The organism is Nocardioides nitrophenolicus, assembly GCF_016907515.1.
Lineage (GTDB): Bacteria > Actinomycetota > Actinomycetes > Propionibacteriales > Nocardioidaceae > Nocardioides > Nocardioides nitrophenolicus.
Map to the genome: position 1 here is coordinate 528645 of NZ_JAFBBY010000001.1, position 22465 is coordinate 551109.

The following is a 22465-nucleotide window of genomic DNA, read 5'->3' on the forward strand; positions in this document are numbered from 1 at the left end:
CACGAGCCACTTTCTGCCGGGTCGGCGCGATCTCGGGGCCACGTTCTGCCGGGTCGGCGCGAATCCGGAGCTACTTTCTGACGGGTCGCGCGTGCCGGACCACCCCGTCGACGGCGGCGAGGAAGACCGGCCGCCACCGGTGTACGTCGAAGACCACCGACGCGTGGCCACCCGGCGTCTCGTGCACGGTGGCGCCGGGGATCGCGGCGGCGAGGGCGCGCTGGCGGGCGGTCGGGATGGCGTGGTCGCGAGCGGTGACCACCACGGCCGTGGGTACGTCGATCTCGCCGAGCCAGGGGCGGGCGTCGAAGCGGCCGAGGGCGCCGAGCACCTCGGGCATCGCCCAGGCGCTGGTGGCGCGGAACTCGCCCCAGGCCCAGGTCGACATCTCGGCGCCGAGGTGCCGGTCGTCGGCGAGGGCCGCGCGCACGTCCAGCACCCGCTCCAGGTAGCGCCCGCGGAAGCGGTCGTTGACCAGCCCGAGCACCGGGTAGAACATCGCGTCGCCGACGCTCCCCCGCCAGTACGCGGCGGTCGAGGCGAGCACCAGGCCGGCGGTCCGGTCACGGTGCCGGCGCCAGAAGAGCTGGGCGAGCGCGCCGCCCATGGAGTACCCGACGGCGACCACCGCCCCGATCCCGAGGACGTCGAGCGCCGCGGCCGCGTCGTCGACGCACTCCTCGAGGGAGAACCGCTCCGAGGCGATGCCGCGACCGTGCCAGCGCTGGTCGAGCATCACCACCCGGTGCGTACGGCGCAGCTCGTCGAGGGTGCTGAACCAGGTGAGGTACGACGTGGTGGCCAGCCCGTGGAACAGCAGCAGCGTCGGCGCGCCCGGCTCCGGCTCGCCGGTGTCGACGACGAAGGTCTCGCCGCGCCCGGGCAGGTCGAGCATCCGGCCCTCGGGGAGCGTGGGCAGCTCGGGGAAGCGCTGGGTACGCCGGATGCCGGCGCGCACGCCGTGGACGGCGACCCCGCCGGCGGTACGGCCGACGAGCAGGCCGGCGGACAGGCCGGCGGACAGGCCGGCGGACAGGAGCGCGCGGGTCACGCAGGGTCCCTTCGCAGAGTTGGCGCCGTGGCGGGCGGCGCGAGGTCGAGCTCGGCCAGCGCAGCCGGGAAGTACGACGCCAGGACGTGCACGTCGGGCAGCAGGTCGGGGCAGGCGAGCAGCGAGAAGTTCATCCGGTCGACATAGGACCAGACGGTGACGTTGAGCCCGATCCCGTCGACGAGCGGTCCGACGCTGAACAGGTCGGCGAGCCGGGCGCCGCCGACCGTCGCGGGCTCGCGCGGGCCGGGCACGTTGGAGACGATCGCCGAGAAGGCGGCCGGGTGCCAGGAGGCCGCGTTGAGCCGGGAGTAGGCACGCACGGCGGCCGCGAACGGCCGCGGCGGGGTGAACTGGGACCAGTCGGCGAGGATCGACGTACCGAGCCGGGCCTGGATCCGCTTGGCGTCGGAGGTCGTCCGGGCGATCGTCCGCAGCCGCTCGACGGGGTCGTCGACGTCCGTCGCCAGGGTGGTGAAGAGGTTGGAGACCCGGTTGCCGCCCAGCCGCGGGACGGCGTCGCGCTCGTCGGCGCTCACCGGTACGCCGGCCAGCAGTGAAGACGCGGGGCGCTCGTCGTGGTCGGCCAGCCACCGGCGCAGTGCGCCGGAGACGGTCGCCAGGACCAGGTCGTTGAGGGTGACCCCGTCGTGCTGGGCGCGAATCCGCTTGAGCTCCGGGAGCGACAGCGTGACGGTCGCGAACGAGCGCAGCGGCGTCAGCGCGCCGTTGAACGACACTCTCGGCGCGTGCACGACCGGCAGCGGCGAGCGGGCGCCGGCGCGGCGCTCGCGGAGCACGCCGAGGATCCCGATCAGGGTGCGCCGCAGCAGCCCGGGCAGGCTGCCGACCTGAGCCGCGGCGTCGGCCCAGGCATGGCGCAGCAGGTCGATCCGGCCGGGGAGGCGGTCGGTGACGGCGTACTCCTCCTGCACCGCCTCGGGCGTCGCTGCGGAGCGGACGTCGGTCACGTTGGCGAGCAGTGCGTTGGCCGCGGCGCCGTCGGCCAGGGCGTGGTGCATCTTGCCGACGACCGCGACCCGGCCACCATCCAGCCCCTCGCAGTAGTGCAGCTCCCACAGCGGCCGGTCGCGATGGAGCGGCGTGCTCGCGATCATCCCGATCAGCTGCTCCAGCTCACGCATGCCGCCCGCGCCGTGGGGGCCGCCGACCCGGTGCCGTCGGATGTGGTGGGGCACGTCGATCCGCGGTTGGGTCACCCAGACCGGGTGGTTGAGGCCGAACGGCACCTCCACCACGCGCCGGCGCAGGGGCGGGAGCCGCTTGAGCCGGGCGAGCAGGCCGGCCACGAAGGCGTCGTAGGTCAGGGCGTCGTCGGCCTCGAGGATCGCGATCTTGAGGGTGTGCATGTGCACCGACGGGGTCTCCATGTAGAGGAAGCCCGCGTCGATGCCCGCCATCCGCTCGATGGCCGGGCGCACGTTCACGACGCCACCCCCGGCAGCTCGCGGACCATGATCTTGCCCGAGGCGTTGCGCGGCAGCGCGTCGAGGACGACGACCTCGCGGGGGACCTTGTAGCCGGCGAGCTGCGCCTTGACGTGCGCCTTCAGGTCGTCGGGCGAGGCCTCGCCGGACAGCGCGACGTACGCCGCCAGCCGCTGGCCGTAGGCCTCGTCGTCGACGCCGATCACGACCACCTCGCGGACGGCCGGGTGCGCGCCGAGCACCTTCTCGACCTCGATCGGGTAGACGTTCTCGCCGCCCGAGACGATCATGTCGTCGTCGCGGCCGACCACGTAGAGACGCCCGGAGGCGTCGAGGCGACCGACGTCGCCGCTGACCATGTAGCCGTCGAGGAACTCCTTCTCCGCGCCGGCGGTGTAGCCGTCGAAGGGCGACGCGCCGCGGACCAGGATCCGCCCGACCACGCCGGGGCCGACCTCGCGGCCGGCGTCGTCGACGACGCGCAGGAGGGTGCCGCGGACCGGCCGGCCCGCGGTGTCGGCGGCGTGGCGCAGGTCGGCCGGGCGGGCGACGCTGATCTGGCCGGCCTCGGTCGCGTTGTAGCTGTTGTGGACCAGGTCGCCGTAGCGGTCCATGAACGCGAGCACCGACTGCGGCCGCATCCGCGAGCCGCTCGCCGAGACGAAGCGCAGCGAGCGCAGCGAGTAGCGGTCGAGCACGGCCGGGGGCAGGTCCATGATCCGCTCGAGCATGACCGGTACGACGCTCAGCCCGCGCGCCCGGTGCTCGTCGACGAGCGCGAGCGTCGCCTCCGGGTCGAACCGGCGGCGGGTGACGACCGTGCAGGTCATCGTCGCCGCGATCACGAGCTGCCCGAAGCCCCACGCGTGGAACATCGGCGCCGCCACGACGACCGTCTCCTCGCCACGCCACGGGATCATCTCGAGCATGCCGGCGAGCTCGTCCGCGCCGCCCCCACTGCGGCGCGCGCCCTTGGGCGTCCCGGTGGTGCCGGAGGTGAGCAGCACGACGCGGCCGCGCTGGGCGGGCCGCGGCGGCACCCGCCCGGCGTAGCGGGCGACCAGGCCCTCGATGCTCAGCACCTCCGTGGAGACCGGGGAGTCGGTCCAGCCGAGCACCTCGACCAGGCCCGGCACCCGGGACCGGGCGTCGGCGACGACGCCAGCGAACTCCTCGTCGTAGAGGATCACCCGGGCGCCCTCGCGCTCCATCACGTCGGCGAGCTGGGGTCCGGAGAAGCCGGTGTTGAGCAGCAGCGCGCTCGCGCCGAGCCGGGAGCTGCCGATCAGCGCGTCCACGAAGCCGCGATGGTTGCGGCACAGGATCGCGACGGTGCCGACCTGGTCGGCGCCGGCCACGTCGCGCAGGCCGACGGCGAGCGCGGCGGAGCGGTCCTGCAGGTCCTGCCAGGTCAGCGTGCCGCGCTCGTCGACGAGGGCCGGGCCGTGCGGACGTCGTACGGCGGCGAGGGCGAAGCTGGTCGTCGCATTGGTCCCCTGCCGGCGCAGGATCCGGACCAGGCGGACGTACTTGGCCGGGCTCATCGGCACCAGCATCCGGCTGCCGACGAGCATCCGGAGCACCCACAGCTGGGTGCGGAGCCGGGCGAGCGCGCCGCTCATCCCAGCACCGGGAACCGGCGCCCACGCGCCAGCGCGGCCAGCGCGGCCTCCATCCGGCCGCGGACCACGCGGTCGACCTCGACCAGGTCGGGATCCGGGCCGAACTCGGCCTCGAGGTCGATCGGATCGAGCACCCGGGTGCTGATCTTGGTCGGCAGCGGCAGGTTGAGCGGTGCGGGGACCAGTCCGAACGGGAAGCCGAGGCCGATCGGGAACAGGTCGGTGCGCATCAGCCGGCGCAGCGGCGAGCGGCGTCCGATCCACTCGCCGCGGGTGAGGAAGAGCTGGGACTCCTGTCCGCCGAGCGACACCACCGGCACGATCGGCACGCCGGCCCGGAGCGCCGTGCGGAGGTAGCCGGTGCGGCCGTTGAAGTCGACGACCTTCGACTGCAGCGTGGGCCGGAAGGTGTCGTGGTCGCCGCCGGGGAAGACGATGGTGACCCCACCGCCGGTGAGGATCTCGTGGGCCGCCTCGCGGGTGGCGTTGACGAAGCCGAACCTGCGCATCACCGGACCGGCGGCCCCCGTGAAGAGCAGGTCGTGCGCCAGGCAGTAGAGCGGCCGCTCGGCACCGAAGACGTCGGCGAAGGCGACCGCGATGATCGGCACGTCCATCGGCGTCAGGCCGCCGGAGTGGTTGCCGACGATGAGAGCGCCACCGTCGGGAACCTTCTCCATGCCGCTGACGCTGGAGCGGAAGTAGCCCCTCATCGCGAGCTTGAGCAGCGGCAGCGCCGCGGCGACGTACGCCGGGTCGCGGCCGGAGAGCGCGCTCACGACGCGGTCCCGGCGACCAGCGCGCGGCCGATCCGCGACCAGCCGAACGGCTGCCAGGCGGCCGGGTCCTGGCGCAGCCGGTCGACCACCACGGAGAGCACCAACGGGCTGGCGACCATGCCGACGTGGCTGCTGACCACCTCGACGTTCTCGGCGGGCGGGTGGCCGTCGGACCCGTCCCGCTCGTCGACGGTGCAGCCGCGCCACGGGACGATGCCGTCACTCCTGGACCACACGGCGGTGAGCGGCACCGGCACCGGGCCGCGGAGCCGCTCGACGATCTCCCGGGCGTCGGCGACGATGCCGTGCTTGGCCCGGGAGCGCTCGAACATGCCGGTCGCGCGGGTCCGCTCCCCCTCGGCGCGCCACGGCGAGCCGAGGCAGACCACCTGGCGCACCCGGTCGGGACGCTCGTGGGCCAGCCACCGGGCCAGCAGGCCGCCGAAGCTCCAGCCCACGACGCTCACCGGCTCGTCGTAGCGCTCCGCGAGCTCGGCGAAGCGCCGCGGCAGGCCGGTGACGATCTGCTCGGTGAGGCCGTGGTTGCGGCCCAGCCCCCAGCCGTGGACCGCCCAGCCGCGCCGGGCCAGGTGGCCGCGGAGCCGACCGGTGAGTCGGTCGTCGGCCGCGAAGCCCGGCAGCACCAGGACCGGGCGGCCGGCCCCGAGCTCCCGCTCCCCCGGCAGCAGGTCGACGAGCCGCCCGGCGCCGTACTCCATGGTCCAACGGGGCAGCTCGAGCAGCAGCAGCCCGCGATGCGGTCCGCCGCTCGCGGACGCCTCGGCGCCGTGGTCGTGGAAGTCGTACACCTGGCTCACCCCATGTAGAACACGTTCTAATTTTGGGCAAGTATCCCCAGGGGTGGGGCCGACGGCAAGCGCGAGGAGCGCCGCGGGACGCAGATCACAGGCGTCAGCGGCGCAGCCGACCCGTCAGCCGGCGCCCAGCGGCACGCAGCCGACGGACCGGACCGAGGCCCGCCAGTCGGCGGCCGAGGCCACGAGCCCGCCGTGCGACCGAGCCGCGGATCCGCGCCAGGCCCGCCCGCCACGGCACCGAGGCCAGCGAGAACCGGGCCACGATCCGGCGCCACCACGGGGTGGCCTTGCGGATCCGGCGCAGTGCGGTGTCGACGTCGGACCAGTAGGCCCGGGCCTCCTCGGGGGTCGGCTCGCCGTCGCCGTAGACGTGGCGGTCGGCGGTGTGGGCCAGGGTGACGACGGGGACGGCGTCGTAGCGCTCGGCGACGGCGTAGGCGCTCTCGCGCCGGGTGGACCCCGGAGCCGGGCGCACGCCGAGGTCGCGGGTGCGGTCGGCGAGCTCGCGCCAGGCGCCGGTCAGCCGCTGCGTCGTGTCGCCGGCCCGTCGCCGGCGACGCCGGCGCAGGAACTTGAACAGCAGCACGCCCCACAGCGGCGAGAGCAGCAGCGCGACCTTGGCGACGTCGAAGGCGATGCCGAGGATGGTGCCGAGCACGGCGAGGACGTCGAGCTCCTTGCGCTTGCCGTCGCCCTGCTGGAGGTTGTCGCTGGCCTCCTTCGGCTCCCCGGGGACGCGCGGCGGCTGCAGCACCTGCGGCTGCGGGTCCTCGTTCGGGTCGTCATTGGGACGACGCAGCTTCTTGTCCTCGGGCGGAGTCGGGTCGAAGGGCACCCAGCCCGCGCCGTCGAGCTTGACCTCGGTCCAGGCGCTGATGTTCTCGCCGCGGACGTCGCCGCCGCCCGGCGGCACCTTGAAGCCCATGACCACCCGGATCGGCAGGCCCATCCGCTGTCCGATCAGCGCCATCGCGGCGGCGTACTGCTCGGCGTCGCCGACCGGCGTCGGCGTCTTGGCGAGCTCGGCCAGCCGACTGGCGCCGTGGCCGGCGGGCACGTCGTCGTCGATGCCGTCGGAGTAGAAGCCGTGCTCCCGGAAGGCGTCGCGCAGGAACTGCGCGAGCGGGCCGCCGTCGCCGCCGGCGAAGCCGTCCTCGGCCTGCCAGCGCTTGACCCGCTCGACCAGCTCCTCGGGCACGATCGCGGGCGTCGGCAGCGAGACGGCGTGGTCGGCCGCGAGGACGGCGATCTCCTCCTCGACCAGGGGCGCGGGCTCGATCGCCTCGACCTCGAAGGTGGTGCCGCTCTCGACGCCGCCGATCTGGGCGACGGTCCCGGTCTCGCGGTTGATGACCAGCTCCGCGGCGGCCGCGCCATCGGTGCGGCCGTCCTTGAGCGGCGTCATCGACAGCGTCTCGCCGACGCTGGGCACCCACACGCCGGTGTAGCCGGTGACGGTGATCTCGGCCCGGACCGTCGCCCGGGCGGCGGCGTCGGGGTCGTTGCGCATCCGCCGAAAGGTGCCGGAGTCATGGACCGCGTCGGGGCCGCCGGAGACGTTCCAGACGATGCCGTCGTAGGTGTCCATCACCGCGAGCCGCACCAGGGTGCCGGACTCGAGGCCGTCGACGGAGAAGAGCGACTCCTCGGTGCGCAGCGGCTCCTTCTTGTAGGCACGGAACTTCGCCAGCGGGCTGGGGTAGTCGTGGGGGTCGAACGGCGGGTCGACGTGGTCGCGCAGCACCACCCGGTTGGCCTCGGGGTCGGCGAGCGCGCCCAGCCCGGTCGCGGCGCCACCGGCCACTCCGACGACCACGAGCGTCGCCAGCACCCGGCGTCCCCAGCGCGCCCGGACCTGACGCAGCGAGCGCCAACGCAGCCACACCAGGGCGACCGCGGCGCCGGCCAGGCCCCGGGTCAGGGCGGCCTGGGCGGTGATGTCACCGAAGGCCGAGGACAGCACCAGCACCAGGGCCAGGACGACGCCCGCCAGGCCCGGCCACCGCGAGCGCCACAGCAGCACCCCGGCCGCCAGCCCCCCGGCCAGGCCGGTGACCAGCGGGACGATGAGCACGACACCGGTCTCGGCCACCGGCACGGGCAGGGTGAGCGACTCGCGCCACGACTGCACCAGGCCGACGACCAGGTCGTGCAGCGAGTCGGCCGTCGGCACGAAGCCGTTGCGGGTCCGGTCGGGTACGGCGACCGCGGAGCCGACCGCGAGATAGCCGGCCGCCGCCGCCAGGGCGGTGAGCCACGGTCCGAGGCGCCAGCGGGCCCCGGCCCACGCGACGGCCACCCCGAGCACCAGGCCGACCACGACCGCGACCAGCCAGCGCTGCCCGGCCCAGGCCTGCCCCAGCGGCCAGGCGCACAGCACCCCCAGGCCGACCACCAGGGCGGCGTCGACCAGCACCAGCCACCACGGGGGCAGCGCGCCCCGGCCGCGGCGGCGGTCCGGGACGATCAGCACCGGCCCGCTCCGGCTCGCGGAGCGCACGGGCGGCGCCGGCGGCGCGCTCGGGTGACTCATGCCGACACCCGTCGTACGGCGACCCCGAGCTCCTCGAGGCGGCCCACCGTGGCGACGCCCAGGTCACCCAGCCAGCGCACCGACGGCTCCTCGCCGACCAGGCAGCGCACCGCGATCACCCGGGTGTCGACCGGAAGGTACTGCCGGGCCCGGCGCAGGTCGGTGATCGAGACGCCCGAGCCGACGCACAGCACCATCACGCTGGCGGCCAGCTCGTCGCCGCTGAGGTGCCGGGCCACGTCGACCAGCCGCCCGGCCTGCCAGTCGTAGGTCAGTCCGGAGAGCCCGTCGAGGAAGCGCTGGGCGCTCGAGGCGGGCAGCGAGCCGTGGGAGGAGGCGGCACTGAGCTGCTGGCCGTCGGCGAGCGCCTGGGTCCCGAGGGAGCCGGCGACCGAGATCGCCAGCTCGAACTGGTCGTCGCTGGCATAGTCCTCGAGCCGCGAGCTGACCATGGTGAGCAGGTGGGAGCGACGCGTCTCCTCGAACTGGCGGACCATGAGGGTGCCGGTCTTGGCGCTCGACTTCCAGTGGATGTGGCGGCGGTCGTCACCGGAGACGTAGCCGCGCAGCGCGTGGAAGGACACGTCGTTGTCGGACACCTTCGGTACCGTGCGGCCCTCGAGGTCGCGGACCAGGCCCGCCGCGGAGCCCTCGACCCGAAGCGTCTTGGGGTGGACGTAGAGGGTGTCCATCTCGCTGAGGTGACGCTCGCGGCGCAGCAGGCCGAGCGGGTCGGAGCGCACCGCGGTCACCGGCCCGACGTCGAGCACCGCGCGATGCGCGGTGGGGACGGCGAACAGCTCCTCGTGCTCCGCGCCGGGCGCCAGGCCCGGGAGCTCGAAGGCCGCGCGGCCGGCACCGACCGGGAACTCCACGACCAGCGACCGCGACCGTCGGCCACTCGGGTTGGCGACGGTGAGGTAGCCGTTGGCCCGCTCCCCCACGATCACCCGGTCCCGGGCGAGGTCCAGCCGGGCCAGCAACGGCAGCCGGCCGATCACGAACGCCACCGCGAGCAGCAGCACCGCCCCGAGGAAGGCGCCCGCGACCACCAGCTCGCGCCAGTGCAGCATCGGCCCCGACACCAGCAGCGCGAGCGCCAGCACCGCGACCACCCAGCCCGCGGCGGTGACGGTGCGGGTGACCGGCTCGACCGCGCGGCGCACCCGCTGGGTGCGCTCGGCGATGCCGTCGCGCAGCCGACCTCCCAGTGCCTGACGGCGCCGGGACAGGTCGGTGAGCGTCCGGCGCACGCCGGCCGCCCAGGAGCGGGGACCCTTCATCGGCTCATCGACCGGCCGGCTCCAGCGGGACGGAGACCCGCTCCAGGACTCGGCGTACGACGTCCTCGGTGGTCGTGCCGCGGAAGTCCTCCTCGGGGTCGAGGACCATGCGGTGGGCGAGGACGGGGACGGCGAGCGTCTTCACGTCGTCGGGCACGACGTAGCTGCGGCCGTACGACAGGGCCTGGGCGCGCGCGGCGCGGACCAGGGCGAGACCCGCCCGCACGCTGGTGCCGAGGACCACCTCGGGCGCCTCGCGGGTGCCCTCGGTGATGCTGGAGACGTACTCGTAGACGGTCGGCTCGACGTGGACCTGCTGCGCGAGCCGGATCAGGTGGAGCACGTTGTCGCCGCTGATGATCGGCCGGAGCACCGTCGCCGCCTTGCCCTTCGGCGCGTTCGCGAGGATCTGCACGGTGTTCTCGTGGTCGGGATAGCCGAGCGAGGTCTTGATCAGGAACCGGTCGAGCTGGGCCTCGGGCAGCCGGTAGGTGCCGGCCTGCTCGATCGGGTTCTGGGTCGCGATCACCATGAACGGCTGGCCCACCTGGTGGGTCACGCCGTCGACGGTGACCTGGTTCTCCTCCATCACCTCGAGCAGCGCGGACTGGGTCTTCGGCGAGGCGCGGTTGATCTCGTCGGCCAGCACCACGTTGGAGAAGATCGGTCCCTGGTGGAACTCGAACTGCTGCGAGCGCTGGTCGAAGATCGTCACGCCGGTGACGTCGCTGGGCAGCAGGTCGGGGGTGAACTGGATCCGGTGGTGGTCACCCTGGATGGTCTGCGCGATGGCGCGCGCCAGCGACGTCTTGCCGGTGCCGGGGTAGTCCTCGAGGAGCAGGTGCCCCTCCGCGAGCAACGCGACGAACGCCAGCCGGACGACGTCGGTCTTGCCGACGATCGCCTGCTCGACGTTGGCGACGAGCTGGGCGAAGGTCTGCGAGAACCACTCGGTCTCCTCGGTGGTGAGCGACATGGTGTCCTTTCGTGGCGTGCGGTGGAGCGGTGGAGCGTACGGCGGCCGAGCCGCTAGGGGTTGAAGTCGAGGGGCGCGCTGCGGTTCGCGTCGCGGATGCGGACCTCGGCCGAGCCGGTGCCGACCCAGCGGCAGCCGTCGCCGGCGTAGAAGGTGAAGCTGCCGTCGGACGTCGAGACGGCGCGGTTGACCGCATTGCACCCGTCGGTGACGGTCTGGGTGAGGCCCGGGGTGGACACGGTGACGTCCTGGGATCCCTTGAGGAAGCCGGTGCCCTGGATCCGGAGCAGGCAGCCCTTGACGTTGGAGTTGTTGGCGCAGGCGACGAAGCCCACCGTCAGCGTCTTGGCCTTGGAGTAGGCGGTGAGGGTGACGATGTCGCTGAACTGCCGATCGCCCGTGGCCGTGGACTCCGTCCGGGCCCGGATCGACAGCGCGGCACCGCCCTCGGGGACCGAGTAGGACTGGTAGAGGTTGCTGACCGGCTCGAACGCGGCGTTGTCGACGCTGACCCAGACGGCCTTGACGTCCTTGCCGTTGCCCTCGCCCGCCTTGAGCGGGAACACCGCCTTGTACTGGTCGCCGCTGGCCGTGCTGGTCGAGAGCGACGGCGGCGTGGGCTTGCCCCACGTGTCGACCCCGCCGAGCGACTTCTGCTCACCCATCACCTGGCGGTCGCCGTTGACGGTGACCGCCCACACGGTGACGGTGTGCGGGCCGTCGTTGTCGGGGAACACGATCGACGTGCCGTTGCCGGGCGCCGAGTCGACCGTGACCGAGGACGACGGGCCGGTCTGCACGACGTAGTGACGGATGGCCAGGCCACCGTTGTCGGCGGGCGGGTCCCAGGCGATGGTCGCGGTGCGGTCGGCCGGGGACTCCCCCATCTCCCGCAGGTTGCGCACCTCGCCGGCCTTGGTCCACGGCCGGCCCGACACGCTGGGGCTGCGGTCGCTCGTGCCGGCGTCGTTGATGGCCGCGACGGAGAAGGTGAAGGTCTGCCCCTTCTGGATCCCGTCACTGGGGTCGAAGGTCTTGGAGGTGGTCGAGCCGTCGACGGTGTACGTCGACCGGTTGCAGCCCGAGCAGGTGATCTCGTAGCCGGAGACCGCGTTGCCGTTGCTCTGCGACTCCGACCAGCGTCCCCACTCGATCTGCACCCACGGGTCCTGGGTGACCGCGCCGGCCTCGCTGGCCGTGAGCTTCGGCGGGCTTCCGGACTTCATCGGCAGCCCGAATGGCGCCACCGCCTTCGACGGTCCCGAGAACTGCCGGCGCGGCTCGACGTCGTTGACCGCGCGGATCTCGAAGGCGTACGGCGTGCCGTTGGTCAGCCCCGGGATCACCCGCGAGGTGTCGTTGCCGCCGGCGGTCCAGGTGGTGGAGCTCCCGGCCTCCTTGATCTCGTACGAGGTGATCGGCGATCCCTCGTTGGCCGGCGGCGACCAGCGCAGGGTCAGCTGGCGGTCCATCCGGCCACCGGTCGGCTTGGTCTCGACGACGATCGTCGGCGGCGACATCAGCTCCGGCGCCTTGTTGGGGATGATCTGCTCCGAGGCCGGACCCTTCTCGCCCCAGCCCTCGCTGTTGCGGGCCCGGACCCGGAAGGTGTAGGCCTGCCCCGGCGTGAGGTTGACCAGACGGCAGGTGGTGTCGAGGCAGCTCTGCTGGAAGCCGTTGTCGCCGGTGACCTCGTACTCCTCGATCGGCGCGCCGTTGGTCGCCGGCTCCTGCCAGGTCAGCACCGCGCTGGATGCCTCGACCGACGACAGGAAGGGGCGGTCGGGGGCGTCCGGCACCGCGATCACGGTCACCGTGATCTGCCCGGTGGCGTCGCGCTCGCGGTCGCCGGAGGCGTCGGCGACCTTGACCCGGACGATCGACGTACCGGTCTCGGTGGGGGTGAAGCGCACCCGGGAGCCGTCGGTCGTGACACCGGCGAGCCGACCGCCGCCGCCGTCGACCTTCGCCTCGCGGACCTCCAGCGGCTCCCCCGGATAGGGGTTCACGGCGTAGTCGGCGATGTCGACGGTCTGCTCCTCGTCGCGGGTCGCCGTCACGCTGATCGCCGGGATCTGCAGCCGCGGACGGTCGCTGCCGACCGCCCGTACCGTCACCAGGCCCTCGTCCTGGCCGCCGTGGCCGTCGTCGGCGACGACCTTCACCTGGAGCGCGTCGCCGTCCTTGGCGCCACCCCCGACCTTGACGCTGAGGATGCTGCTGTCGGCGCCGACCTTGGCGGTCAGGTTGCCGTCGGCCGACTCCACCGACCACGTCATCGACTTCAGGTCGTCCTCGTTGGGGTCGCGGGTCAGCCCGGCGAGGTCGAGCTCGCCGGGGTCGCCGTCGATGGTGACGTCGAGCGAGGCGTCCCGCATCTGCGGCGGCAGGTTGCCGGACGGCTTGACGTCGATCGGGATGGTCAGCAGCGAGGTGAGCGCGGCGTCCTCGGCGGCGGTGCGCCCGTCGGAGACCTTCACGGTGACCGACGCCGGGCCGACGTGGCCACGCGCCGGGGTGAAGACCAGGGAGGTCGGCGAGCCGGGCGTGACGTCGACCAGCCCGTTGACGGCCGACGGGAACGAGTCGGGCACGATCCGCGGCTCCCGGCCGGCCCGGGTCACGACGACGTCCTTGAGGTCGAAGGTGACCGGCTCCCCCGCGAGGGCCTTGACCGGCACCAGGTCCTTGTCGGTGGTCAGCTGCGGGGGCACGTTGTCGGTGCCGGTCACGTAGATCACGCCGAAGGTGCCCGAGGACTCCTCGTCGGCGTCGTCGAGCTGGTAGAGCACGACCTGGTCCTCGGCGGCGAGCTGTACCCGGACCGTGGCCTCGTCGGCGCCCACCTCGCACCGGCCCTTCCGGCCCGCGTCGCAGCCGGTGACCCTCAGGTCGGCCTTGGCGCCGTCGAAGTCGAGGTCGTTGTCGAGCACCGGGACCTCGATCGTCTCGCCCGGGTCGCGGCCGATGATGTCGCCCAGCTCGGCCACGTCGTCGCGGGCGATCGGGGCGTAGAACGGCGCGTCGCGACTCGCGCTCACCTTGAGCACGGCGTTGTCCTCGGCGCCCGCGGCGTCGGCGATGGTGTAGCCGATGTTGGTCGCCCGGACGCCGGACTCGGGGGCGTCGCCGACCTCCAGCTCGACGAAGCCGTTGTCGTGCTCGGGCTGTGGCTCGAGGCTGCTGTTGAGCTCCGCGATCCGCAGCGGGTCGTCGTCGGGGTCGACGTCGTTGGCGAGCACGTTGTAGGAGATGGTGCGGTTGGGCTGGACCAGGACGCTGTCGTCGAGCGCCACCGGCGGCTGGTTCTCGGTCTCCTCGGGGACCACGCCGACCCGGACCTCCGCCACGCCGCGGGCGCCGTACTTGTCCTGGACGCGGATCTGGAAGAAGTCGGTGCCGGCCTTGCCCTCGAACGCCTCGTAGCGGATCCAGTCGACGCCGGTCTCGACGATGCGGCCGAGGGACGGGGCGGTGAGGATGCTGTGGAAGGCCACCGAGTCGCCGTCGGGGTCGGCGCCGCCGAGGTCGACGCCGATCACCTTGGTCCGCCCGGCGATCACCCGGTCGGTGATCGGCTGCGGCAACGGCGGGTGGTTGTTCTTCGCGGAGTCCGGGATCACGAAGATCGAGACCTCGGCCGTGGCCTTGAGCCCCTCGGCGTCGCGTACGCCGTAGATGACCGAGTAGGTGCCGGGGTCGTCGGGCGCCCGCAGCCGGAGCACGTCGCCGGCAACCCAGACGTCGAGCTTCTGGTCGTTGCGCAGGTCGGACTGGAACAGCCGCGGCTTGCCGCCGTCGGGGTCGGAGTCGTTGGCGAGCACCGGGATCGTGGTCACCGCGCCGGCCCGGACCGTCACCTGGTCCTTGTTGGCGATCGGGTGCCGGTTCTCCTTGGTCGAGCGGCGCTGCGTGATCACGAGCTGACCGGTGACGGTGCTGCGGCCGTCGGAGACCCAGTAGTCGACCGTCGCCGGCTGGCCGGTGAGGTCGACCGCCGAGCTGACCACGGCGAGTCGCTTGTCGACCACCGAGACCTTGACGCCCGGCACCGACGGCCGGCCGATCCGCTTCACCACGAGCACGTCGCCGTCGGGGTCGAGGTCGTTGAGCAGCAGGTCGACCTGGGCGGTGCCGCCGGGCGTGATGGCGGCCTTGTCGCGCACGGCGACCGGCGGGCGGTTGTCCTTCGGCGGCGACTCGATGTCGAGCCGGATCATCGAGGAGCGGGTCGCCGAGGAGTTGTAGGCGGTGTAGGAGAGGTAGTAGCTGCGCGCCTTGTCGGAGGTGAAGGTGAAGGTCCCCGACTCGAGGTCCTCGATGATCTCGGTGCCGGCGTCGTCGCCGAGCACCTTCACGTCCTTGAGGGTCAGCTCGGTGCCCTCGGGGTTGCGGTCGTTGGTCAACGGCTGGACCACGACGGCGGTGCCGGCGACGCCCGACGCCAGGTCGGGCACCAGCTCGGGTGGCGCGGTGTCGCCGAGGATCTCGACCGGCAGCTTGCCGTCGAGCACGGTGGTGCCGTCCTCGATGGTGTAGTCGATCTCGGTCACCTTGGCGCCGGTGCCGTTGTCGGAGAAGGTGATGGTGCCGTCGGGGCGGTACTCGACCTCGCCACCGCGTGCGTCGGCGTACGTCAGGGTGAGGTCGTCGCCGTCCTTGTCGAAGAAGTCGGCGAGCAGGTAGTAGCTCGAGCTGGCCCCGCTGGCGACGGTCAGCTTCGGCTCGCGCTTCGGCATCTTCTCGGGCTTGGAGTTCTGGTCGTTCTCGCGGATGTCGAGGGTGACCGTGGCGTAGACCTGCTCGTTGACCCGGCCGTCGGTGACGTAGTAGCGGAAGGTGGACGTGCCCGTGACGTCGGCCGGCACCGTGACCTGCAGCTGGGTGCCGCCGCCGACGATCTTGGTCTCGAGGTCGGGACCGCCGACGTGGCTCGTCTTGACGATGCTGATGATGTCGCCGTCGGGGTCGTGGTCGTTGAGGGCCACCACGGGCAGCACGGTGGTGCGCCCGCGCCGGGCGCCGAGATGGTCGTCCTGCGGGTCGGGCGGGCGGTTCTCCTGCTCCGGGACCTCCTCGGTGATCTCCTTGAGCTTGGACTTGTTCTCGTTCTGGGGGTCGACGGCGGGCCAGTTGTCGATCTTGGCCTTGCCGGGCTCCTGGACCAGCCACGCGTCGCCGGTGACCGAGTCGTTGAGCACGACGACATCGCGGTTGACCCGGAACTGCAGGAAGGCGCCGGGCTGCATGCCGGGGATCGGGAGGGTGTCGTCGTGGTCGTCGCCGGCGCAGTCGCGCAGGTAGTTGTGGGGCGACTGCGGGTCGGACCAGGCGGCGTAGACGCAGCCGGTGTCGGTCATCTGGACCGGCGCGGCGGGCCGCCCGGAGACGCTGCCGCGACCGACGTCGTGGACGGCGCCGCCGCTCACGGGGGTGACCAGGAGGCCCTCCCGGGTGGCGACGTAGACGTCCTCGCTGTCGTCGGAGGGCTGCTGCAGCTCGACCTCGGACGGATCGGCGGTCTCGAGGACGACCGGCTTCGCGTCGGGGCGGCTCAGCTCCAGCGAGGAGCGGTTGAACAGCACCGGGGTGTCGCCGACCACGGTCAGCGTCACCAGCGCGGGATCGGAGCCGACCCCGTCGCCGAAGTCGACCGTGTCGCCGGCGACGGCGGCGCCGGACTCGTCGAGGGTGTAGGACCGGGCGGTGCCGTCGCGACCCAGCACCCAGGCCCGGCCGTCGGTGCCGACCGCGGCGGTGAGCGCGCGCTTGACGTCGGGCGTGGTCTCCTTCGCCGCGAACCCGCGGAAGCGCTCGGCCGAGCGGACCCAGGCGTCACCCGAGACCGGGTCCACCACGGCGAAGGTGGTGCCGCCGTTGGCCACCACCGCACCGGTCGGCAGCGTGGTCGGGTCGAGCACGTTGGCCCGGACGATGTCGACCTGCTTGACCGTGCGCTCGGAGGACACGTCGTCGACGTACAGGCTGGCGGCGCGCTGGAAGATGTCGAAGTCGGCGCTGCCGGCGTCGACGCCCAGGTCGAGCTCCTTGATCTGCGGGTTCAGGCGCGCGACCAGGCCGAGCTCGCGGTTGGTGACCCACACCCCGCCGTCGTTGAGGTCGACCTCGGTGAACGGCTTGCCGTCCTGCTGGAAGGCGATCACCACGAGGGTGCCGAGCACGAGGGCGAGCACGGTCGCGGACGCCGTACGGCGCCACCGGCGGATCCTGGTCATCGTCGTCACCCCGTCGCGCAGATCTGCCGGGAGAGGGCCGAGGTCTGGCCCCCACGGGACACCGCCACCTCGACGCACACGGTCGCGTCGCGCGCGATGGTGAGGGTCTTGCTGGTGGCGTCGGTGTACTCCGCCGGGGTCGGCTGCACGCCGTCGCCCGAGAGCAGCACCTTGAACTCGTCGCCCTGCTGGGGCTCCTCCTGGGTCCAGGTGAAGGTCCACCGGTTGCCCTTGTGGGACTTGGTCACCACCGGCGCCGGCGGGCGGTCGAGCAGCTCGACCGGGTCGGGCGGATCCTCGCCCCGCAGCGTGCCGTCCGTGCGGTCGTCGTCGCCGGCGCTGCCCGCGAGCACGGCGTACGCGACGGCGCCGGCGAGGACGGCGACCACGACGCCCACCGCGATCCGGGCGGGCGCGCCGAGCCGGCGCTCCTCGGAGCGCTGCGGTCCCGAGCGGCGGCCGGAGCGTCCGGCGGACCGGCCGCCGGTGGCGGCCGGGTGCGCCGCGTGGCCGGAGTGGCCGGAGTGGCCGGAGTGGCCGGAGTGGCCGGAACGGCCTGGGTCGCGGGTGTCCTCGTCGAGACCGGGCTGCACCGGCCCCGGCCGCTCGTGGACGGCGGCCGGGATGATCACCGACACCGGCCGGACCAGGGTCCGCGCGTCGTTGGGGTGCTCCTCGCCCAGCGCGGACGGGGAGGCGTCCATCACCTCGAGCCGGGTCGGCGACTGCCGCAGCTCGATCTGGACGTCCTGGAGCTGGCGCCCCAGCACCATCGCCGACACCGGGCGGCGCTCGACCTCCAGCGCCATCGCCCGGCGCAGCACGTCGACCAGCGAGGCGGGCACGTCGGGCCGGCGCAGCGGCGTGAGCTGGCCGCGCTCGATCCGGGTCATCAAGGTGGCGTTGTCGTTGGGTGCGTCGCGGCGCTCGAACGGCGGGTGGCCGATGAGCAGGGAGTAGAGGGTCGCGGCCAGGGAGTAGACGTCGCTGCGGACGTCGTGGCTGTCGGCGCTCAGCGACTCGGGCGGCGACCACGGGATCGACAGTCCCTGCGCCCCGGCGCCGGTCTCCCCCACCACCGAGGCGATGCCGAAGTCGGTGAGCAGGGGGACGCCGAAGGTGCTGGTGAGGATGTTGTGGGGCTTGATGTCGCGGTGCAGGATCCCCGCCCGGTGGGCGGTCTCGACCGCGCTGGCGATCTTGACGCCGATGTCGAGGACCTCGCCGACCGCGAGCGGCTGCTGGCGGTAGCGCTGCGCCACGTGGGGCGGCGGGCAGTACTCCATCACCAGGAACGCCCGGCCGTCGGAGCTCACCCCCGCCTGGTAGATCGGCACGATCGAGGGGTGGTTGGACAGCTGGGCCATCACGTTCGCCTCGGCGCGGAACAGCTCGATCGACGCGGCGTCGCTGCCGCTGCGCAGCACCTTGATCGCGACCTGCCGGGTCGGCAGCTCCTGCTGGTAGCGGAACACGTCGGCGAAGCCGCCCTCGCCGACGAGGTCGACGAAGGTGAACCCGGGGATCTGCGGTGGCTGCTGCATCGGACCTCCCTCAGACCTCGTCCGGTGCGGGCACGACGGTGGCGGTCAGGCCCTTGGAGAGGGTCAGCACGTCGCCGAGCGCGACGTCGGTCGCGACACCGCGGTCCAGTGGGACCGGGACCCGGCCCTGGCGGGCCAGCAGCGTGCCGTTGGTGGACATGTCGGTCACCGTCACCCGGCCGCCGTCGGCGGAAACCTCCAGGTGGGTGCTGGACACGTACGGGTCGTCGACGGTGACCAGGGCCGGCAGGTTCTGGCTGCCGCCGACCTGCTGGATGCGGGGACTGCGCCCGATCAGGACCCGGCGGCGCACCGGCACCACCCGCCCGGTCGACAGGGCGAGCGCCACGGCCGCGCGCACGGGGACCACGGGTGGACGCATGGTCGGCGGGGGCAGGGGCGGCGCGGAGGGTGGCGCGGAGGGTGGCGCGGAGGGTGGCGCGGAGGGTGGCGCGGAGGGTGGCGCGGAGGGTGGCGCGGAGGGTGGCACGGAGGGTGGCGCGGTGGCGGCACGCAGCGCCTGGAGCTGGGCGGGGGTGATGGTGCGGCCGTCGTGCTCGGGGGACGGGTCCGCGCTCGGCCCGGGCTGCCACGACGGCGGCGGGATGGACGGCGGCGGCGCGGGGGCCGCGGGCGGCTCGGGCTGGACGGGCGGCGCCGGTTGCTGGCTGCCGCGTACGACGGTGTACTCGGACGCCGGGGCGTACTCGGGCGCCGTGGGCGTGGGCGCCGCTGGCGCGGCGGCGACCACCGGGTGCCAGGTGACGCCGGCGCTGCGGACCACGCCACCGGTGAGCGGGAGGGTGGGACCGGCGGCCGGTGGGCCGAGGGGCGCGACCTCGACCACCGCCCCGGGACCGAGCGCGGCCGAGGCCTCGGTCCACAAGGTGGCGTCGCGGCCGTCGACGGCGAACCCGTCGACCCGGACGACGAGTCCGCCGCGGACCAGGATCCGGGCCTCGGCCCCGTCGACGCGCACCGCGGCGAACTCGGGCAGCGCCCGCAGGTCGCCGCGGGAGAGCACCTCGACGACGGTGGGGGCCTCGAGGTCGCGCTCGCGCAGCGCGACGACCTCGGCGAGACGGTCGGGGGTGGTGAGGACGACACCCTCGTCGGTGACCAGGGTCGCCAGCTCGCCGGGCAGGTAGCTGGTCATCGGCCTCGGCCCTCCGGGGGGCCGGGGGCGGTGCGCTCGGCCGACGGGGCGCTGGCCCCGACGCCCTCGACGTCGACCACCACGACGGTGACGTTGTCGTGGCCGCCGGCCGCGACCGCGGCGTCGACCAGGGTCAGCGAGGTGCGGCCGGGGTCCGCGCCCTCGGAGAGGATGTGCAGGATCGCCGTGTCGGACAGCTCCGAGGTGAGCCCGTCGGAGCACAGCAGCAGCCGCGAGCCCGGCTCGGCCGGGATCAGCGCGAAGTCGGCCTCGGAGCGGGTCAGCGCGCCGATCGCCCGGGTCACGACGTGGCGCTCCGGATGGCCGAGCGCCTGGTCGCGGGTGAGCCGGCCCGCGTCGATCAGCTCCTGGACCACCGAGTGGTCCTTCGAGATCTGCTCGAGCACGCCGCCGGCGTAGGTGTAGGCCCGTGAGTCGCCGATGTTGGCGAGCAGCCAGTAGCCGTGTCCGTCCTCGAGGACGTACGCCGCCGTGACCAGCGTCGAGCCCGGCGCCGAGCTGAACTCCGCGGCCAGGGCGGCGACCCGGGTCTGCGCGGTCGCGATCGCGGCCTCGACGTCGGCGGGCAGCACCTCGTGGAGGCTGGCCAGCGACTCGAAGGACTCGACGACCAGCCGGCTCGCGACGTCACCGCGGGCGTAGCCGCCCATGCCGTCGGCGATCAGGAAGACCGGCGGCGCCACCAGCGAGGAGTCCTCGTTGACGCTGCGCACCCGGCCAGGGTGGGTGGCCGCGGCGTGCACCAGGCGGGTGGCACGCCCCGGCGACGACCAGGAGTGCGCACCCGTCGCGTCGACCCGCACCACTGCCACCCCCGAGACCGTCCCTAGCCCCATGTCCCAGGCCACCCGACGGCTGGAACGCTGGGCGCAGCCTAACCCGCACCTCCGAGTGGTGAGGCATTGGTGGAGAGGGCCCGCGCCCCCTCCTCTACGCTGGCCGGATGAGCCAGAAGCCCGAGATCGACTTCGTCGACCCCACTCCGCCCACCGACCTCGTGATCACCGACCTCACCGTCGGTGACGGTGACGAGGCCACCGCCGGCAGCACCGTGTCGGTCCACTACGTCGGCGTCGCGCTGTCCAGCGGCGAGGAGTTCGACGCGTCGTACAACCGCGGCACCCCGCTCCAGTTCCGGCTCGGCATCGGCCAGGTCATCCAGGGCTGGGACACCGGCGTGCAGGGCATGAAGGTCGGCGGCCGCCGCCAGCTGGTCATCCCGCCCCACCTGGGCTACGGCGACCGCGGGGCCGGCGGCGTGATCAAGCCGGGCGAGACGCTGATCTTCGTGGTCGACCTGCTGGGCGTCAGCTGACGCGCTGCGCGCCGACTCACCAGGGCAGGTTGTCCGGGACGTCGCCGTCGGCGACCCGGGCGGCCTGCCCCTGCAATTCCACGACGTCTCCCACCCGCAGCTGCCGCCCCCGGCGGGTCTCGACCTCCCCGTTGACCCGGACCAGCCCGTCGGCGATGACCGGCTTGGCCTCGGCGCCGGACTCGACCAGGTTGGCGAGCTTGAGGAACTGCCCGAGCCGGATCGACTCGTCGCGGATCGCGACGTCCATCGGCTCGGCCACTCGCTGAGGATAGTCCCTGCTCAAAAGCACCGGATACCGGCCGGACTTGGTGCTTTTGAGCAGGGACTACCGCAACGGATATCAGTGAAGCACCACCGAGATCGTGTGGATCAGGACTCCCACCAGGCCGCCCACGATGGTGCCGTTGATCCGGATGAACTGCAGGTCGCGCCCGACGTGCAGCTCGATGCGCCGGGCGGCCTCCTTGCCGTCCCACCGCTCGATGGTGTGGGTGATGACCGCGGTGAGCTCGGCCCCGTAGCGGTCGACGGCGAAGACGGCGGCGTCGGCCGCCATCCGGTCGAGCCGCTCCCGCAGCGGCGCGTCCGAGCGCAGCCGGGTCGAGGCGCCCTCGACCTCGACCAGCAGCCGACGGCGTACGGCGCCCGACGGGTCGGCCAGCGACGACAGCAGCGCCTTGCGCAGGGCCTGCCACAGCGAGACCGCGCTCGCGATCACGGCCGGGTGGTCGAGCACCCGGTCCTTGAGCCGCTCGGCGCGCTCCTGGGTGGCGGGGTTGGCCAGCAGGTCGTCGGCGAGCTGGCCGAGCATCGAGTCGAGTGCCTTGCGCGCCCGGTGGTCCGGGTTGCCGCGGATCTCGTCGAGCCAGCGCACCATCTCGAGGTGCAGCCGATTGATGACGTAGGTGTTGACCGAGTCCGGCGCCCACCACGGCGCCCGCTCCCCCAGCACCTCGTGGACGGTGTCGGGGTTGGCGAGCAGCCAGCCGTGCATCTCCTCGAGCATCAGGTCCACCAGGCCGTGGTGCAGGTCGTCGCGGATCGCCTCGGCGAGCAGCCCGCCGAGCAGCGGCGCGATCGGCTCCTCGCGGAACCGGGGCACCAGCGCCTCGGTCACCAGCGCCTCGATGTGGTCGTCGCGGACCTTGCCGAGCGCGAGCGCGGCGATCTCGGAGCCCTCGGTGACGACCCGCTCGGCGTTGGCGGGCACGGCGAGCCAGTCGCCGACGCGCTGCGCGATCTGTACGCCGAGCACCCGCTCGCGGATGATGTCCTCCTGGAGGAAGTTCTCTCCCACGAACTGCTCGAGCCCCTTGCCGAGGTCGTCCTTGCGCTTGGGGATCAGCGCGGTGTGCGGGATCGGCAGGCCCAGGGGGTGCTTGAACAGCGCGGTCACCGCGAACCAGTCGGCGATGGCACCGACCATCGAGGCCTCGGCGCCGGCGTTGACGAAGCCCCAGAAGCCGTCCTCGCCGAGGGTGGCGACGTAGACGGCGGCGGCGAGCAGCAGCAGCGAGACCGCGACGGTGCGCATCCGGCGCAGCGCGCTGCGGCGGACGGCATCGGCCGACGGGTCGGAGGGGATCAGCGGGCCGGACACGGGACCCATCCTTGCCTATCGGCCTGAGGGAGCCGGGGAGGAAGTGCGGCCCCGAGGCGGTGCCTCGGGGCCGCGACGAC

General features: G+C 73.3%; 15 protein-coding genes. 1 reads left to right on the forward strand and 14 read right to left on the reverse strand.

Annotated elements, in window-relative coordinates; all coding sequences use genetic code 11:
* Window positions 1-70: 70 nt before the first annotated feature.
* The 12 genes from JOD66_RS02575 to JOD66_RS02630 form a co-directional block, all read right to left on the reverse strand.
* Complete coding sequence (locus JOD66_RS02575) at window positions 71-1051, reverse strand: alpha/beta fold hydrolase (RefSeq protein WP_204835379.1); 981 nt, start codon at window positions 1049-1051, stop codon at window positions 71-73.
* Window positions 1048-2499: a WS/DGAT/MGAT family O-acyltransferase gene (locus JOD66_RS02580; protein WP_204835380.1), complete on the reverse strand. Its 1452-nt coding sequence runs from the start codon at window positions 2497-2499 to the stop codon at window positions 1048-1050. Before JOD66_RS02580 ends, JOD66_RS02575 begins: the two co-directional genes overlap by 4 nt.
* On the reverse strand, window positions 2496-4121 hold the full coding sequence (locus tag JOD66_RS02585) for an AMP-binding protein (protein ID WP_204835381.1): 1626 nt from the start codon (window positions 4119-4121) through the stop codon (window positions 2496-2498). The genes JOD66_RS02580 and JOD66_RS02585 overlap by 4 nt, the downstream gene beginning before the upstream one ends.
* Window positions 4118-4900, reverse strand: coding sequence for a 1-acyl-sn-glycerol-3-phosphate acyltransferase (locus JOD66_RS02590; RefSeq protein WP_204835382.1), 783 nt, complete (start codon window positions 4898-4900; stop codon window positions 4118-4120). Before JOD66_RS02590 ends, JOD66_RS02585 begins: the two co-directional genes overlap by 4 nt.
* The gene (locus tag JOD66_RS02595) at window positions 4897-5718 is read right to left on the reverse strand and encodes an esterase/lipase family protein (RefSeq protein ID WP_204835383.1); all 822 of its coding nucleotides are present in this window, start codon (window positions 5716-5718) and stop codon (window positions 4897-4899) included. The genes JOD66_RS02590 and JOD66_RS02595 overlap by 4 nt, the downstream gene beginning before the upstream one ends.
* A gap of 94 nt (window positions 5719-5812) precedes the next feature.
* The gene (locus JOD66_RS02600; protein ID WP_204835384.1) at window positions 5813-8251 is read right to left on the reverse strand and encodes a transglutaminase domain-containing protein; all 2439 of its coding nucleotides are present in this window, start codon (window positions 8249-8251) and stop codon (window positions 5813-5815) included.
* Window positions 8248-9534: a DUF58 domain-containing protein gene (locus JOD66_RS02605; RefSeq protein WP_204835385.1), complete on the reverse strand. Its 1287-nt coding sequence runs from the start codon at window positions 9532-9534 to the stop codon at window positions 8248-8250. Before JOD66_RS02605 ends, JOD66_RS02600 begins: the two co-directional genes overlap by 4 nt.
* A 4-nt stretch (window positions 9535-9538) precedes the next feature.
* Entirely contained in the window at window positions 9539-10510 is a 972-nt protein-coding gene (locus JOD66_RS02610) for an AAA family ATPase (RefSeq protein ID WP_204835386.1), read from the reverse strand.
* A 53-nt stretch (window positions 10511-10563) separates the two neighbouring features.
* Complete coding sequence (locus JOD66_RS02615) at window positions 10564-16746, reverse strand: Ig-like domain-containing protein (protein WP_204835387.1); 6183 nt, start codon at window positions 16744-16746, stop codon at window positions 10564-10566.
* 5 nt (window positions 16747-16751) lie between these two features.
* Window positions 16752-18290: a serine/threonine-protein kinase gene (locus JOD66_RS02620; protein WP_204835388.1), complete on the reverse strand. Its 1539-nt coding sequence runs from the start codon at window positions 18288-18290 to the stop codon at window positions 16752-16754.
* 10 nt (window positions 18291-18300) lie between these two features.
* Window positions 18301-19446 (reverse strand): FHA domain-containing protein, encoded by a 1146-nt coding sequence (locus JOD66_RS28900; RefSeq protein ID WP_204835389.1) that lies wholly within the window; start codon window positions 19444-19446, stop codon window positions 18301-18303.
* The gene (locus tag JOD66_RS02630) at window positions 19443-20279 is read right to left on the reverse strand and encodes a PP2C family protein-serine/threonine phosphatase (RefSeq protein WP_204835390.1); all 837 of its coding nucleotides are present in this window, start codon (window positions 20277-20279) and stop codon (window positions 19443-19445) included. Before JOD66_RS02630 ends, JOD66_RS28900 begins: the two co-directional genes overlap by 4 nt.
* 131 nt (window positions 20280-20410) lie before the next feature.
* Here JOD66_RS02630 and JOD66_RS02635 point away from each other — a divergent pair, with 131 nt between their 5' ends.
* On the forward strand, window positions 20411-20782 hold the full coding sequence (locus tag JOD66_RS02635; protein WP_141798164.1) for an FKBP-type peptidyl-prolyl cis-trans isomerase: 372 nt from the start codon (window positions 20411-20413) through the stop codon (window positions 20780-20782).
* Window positions 20783-20798: 16 nt separating this feature from the next.
* Here the strand turns inward: JOD66_RS02635 and JOD66_RS02640 are convergent, their stop codons facing one another.
* Entirely contained in the window at window positions 20799-21032 is a 234-nt protein-coding gene (locus JOD66_RS02640; RefSeq protein WP_205126213.1) for an RNA-binding S4 domain-containing protein, read from the reverse strand.
* Window positions 21033-21125: 93 nt separating this feature from the next.
* A complete protein-coding gene (locus JOD66_RS02645; protein WP_372442403.1) occupies window positions 21126-22385 on the reverse strand; it encodes a DUF445 domain-containing protein in 1260 nt (419 codons plus the stop codon).
* Window positions 22386-22465: the final 80 nt, after the last annotated feature.

Excerpts from the sequence above, each read along its gene's own strand:
- JOD66_RS02610 (WP_204835386.1), bottom strand. The coding sequence starts at position 10,510 with ATGTCGCTCACCACCGAGGAGACCGAGTGGTTCTCGCAGACCTTCGCC.
- JOD66_RS02640 (WP_205126213.1), bottom strand. The coding sequence starts at position 21,032 with ATGGACGTCGCGATCCGCGACGAGTCGATCCGGCTCGGGCAGTTCCTC.
- JOD66_RS28900 (WP_204835389.1), bottom strand. The coding sequence starts at position 19,446 with ATGACCAGCTACCTGCCCGGCGAGCTGGCGACCCTGGTCACCGACGAG.
- JOD66_RS02615 (WP_204835387.1), bottom strand. The coding sequence starts at position 16,746 with ATGACCAGGATCCGCCGGTGGCGCCGTACGGCGTCCGCGACCGTGCTC.
- JOD66_RS02605 (WP_204835385.1), bottom strand. The coding sequence starts at position 9,534 with ATGAAGGGTCCCCGCTCCTGGGCGGCCGGCGTGCGCCGGACGCTCACC.
- JOD66_RS02635 (WP_141798164.1), top strand. The coding sequence starts at position 20,411 with ATGAGCCAGAAGCCCGAGATCGACTTCGTCGACCCCACTCCGCCCACC.
- JOD66_RS02585 (WP_204835381.1), bottom strand. The coding sequence starts at position 4,121 with ATGAGCGGCGCGCTCGCCCGGCTCCGCACCCAGCTGTGGGTGCTCCGG.
- JOD66_RS02620 (WP_204835388.1), bottom strand. The coding sequence starts at position 18,290 with ATGCAGCAGCCACCGCAGATCCCCGGGTTCACCTTCGTCGACCTCGTC.
- JOD66_RS02600 (WP_204835384.1), bottom strand. The coding sequence starts at position 8,251 with ATGAGTCACCCGAGCGCGCCGCCGGCGCCGCCCGTGCGCTCCGCGAGC.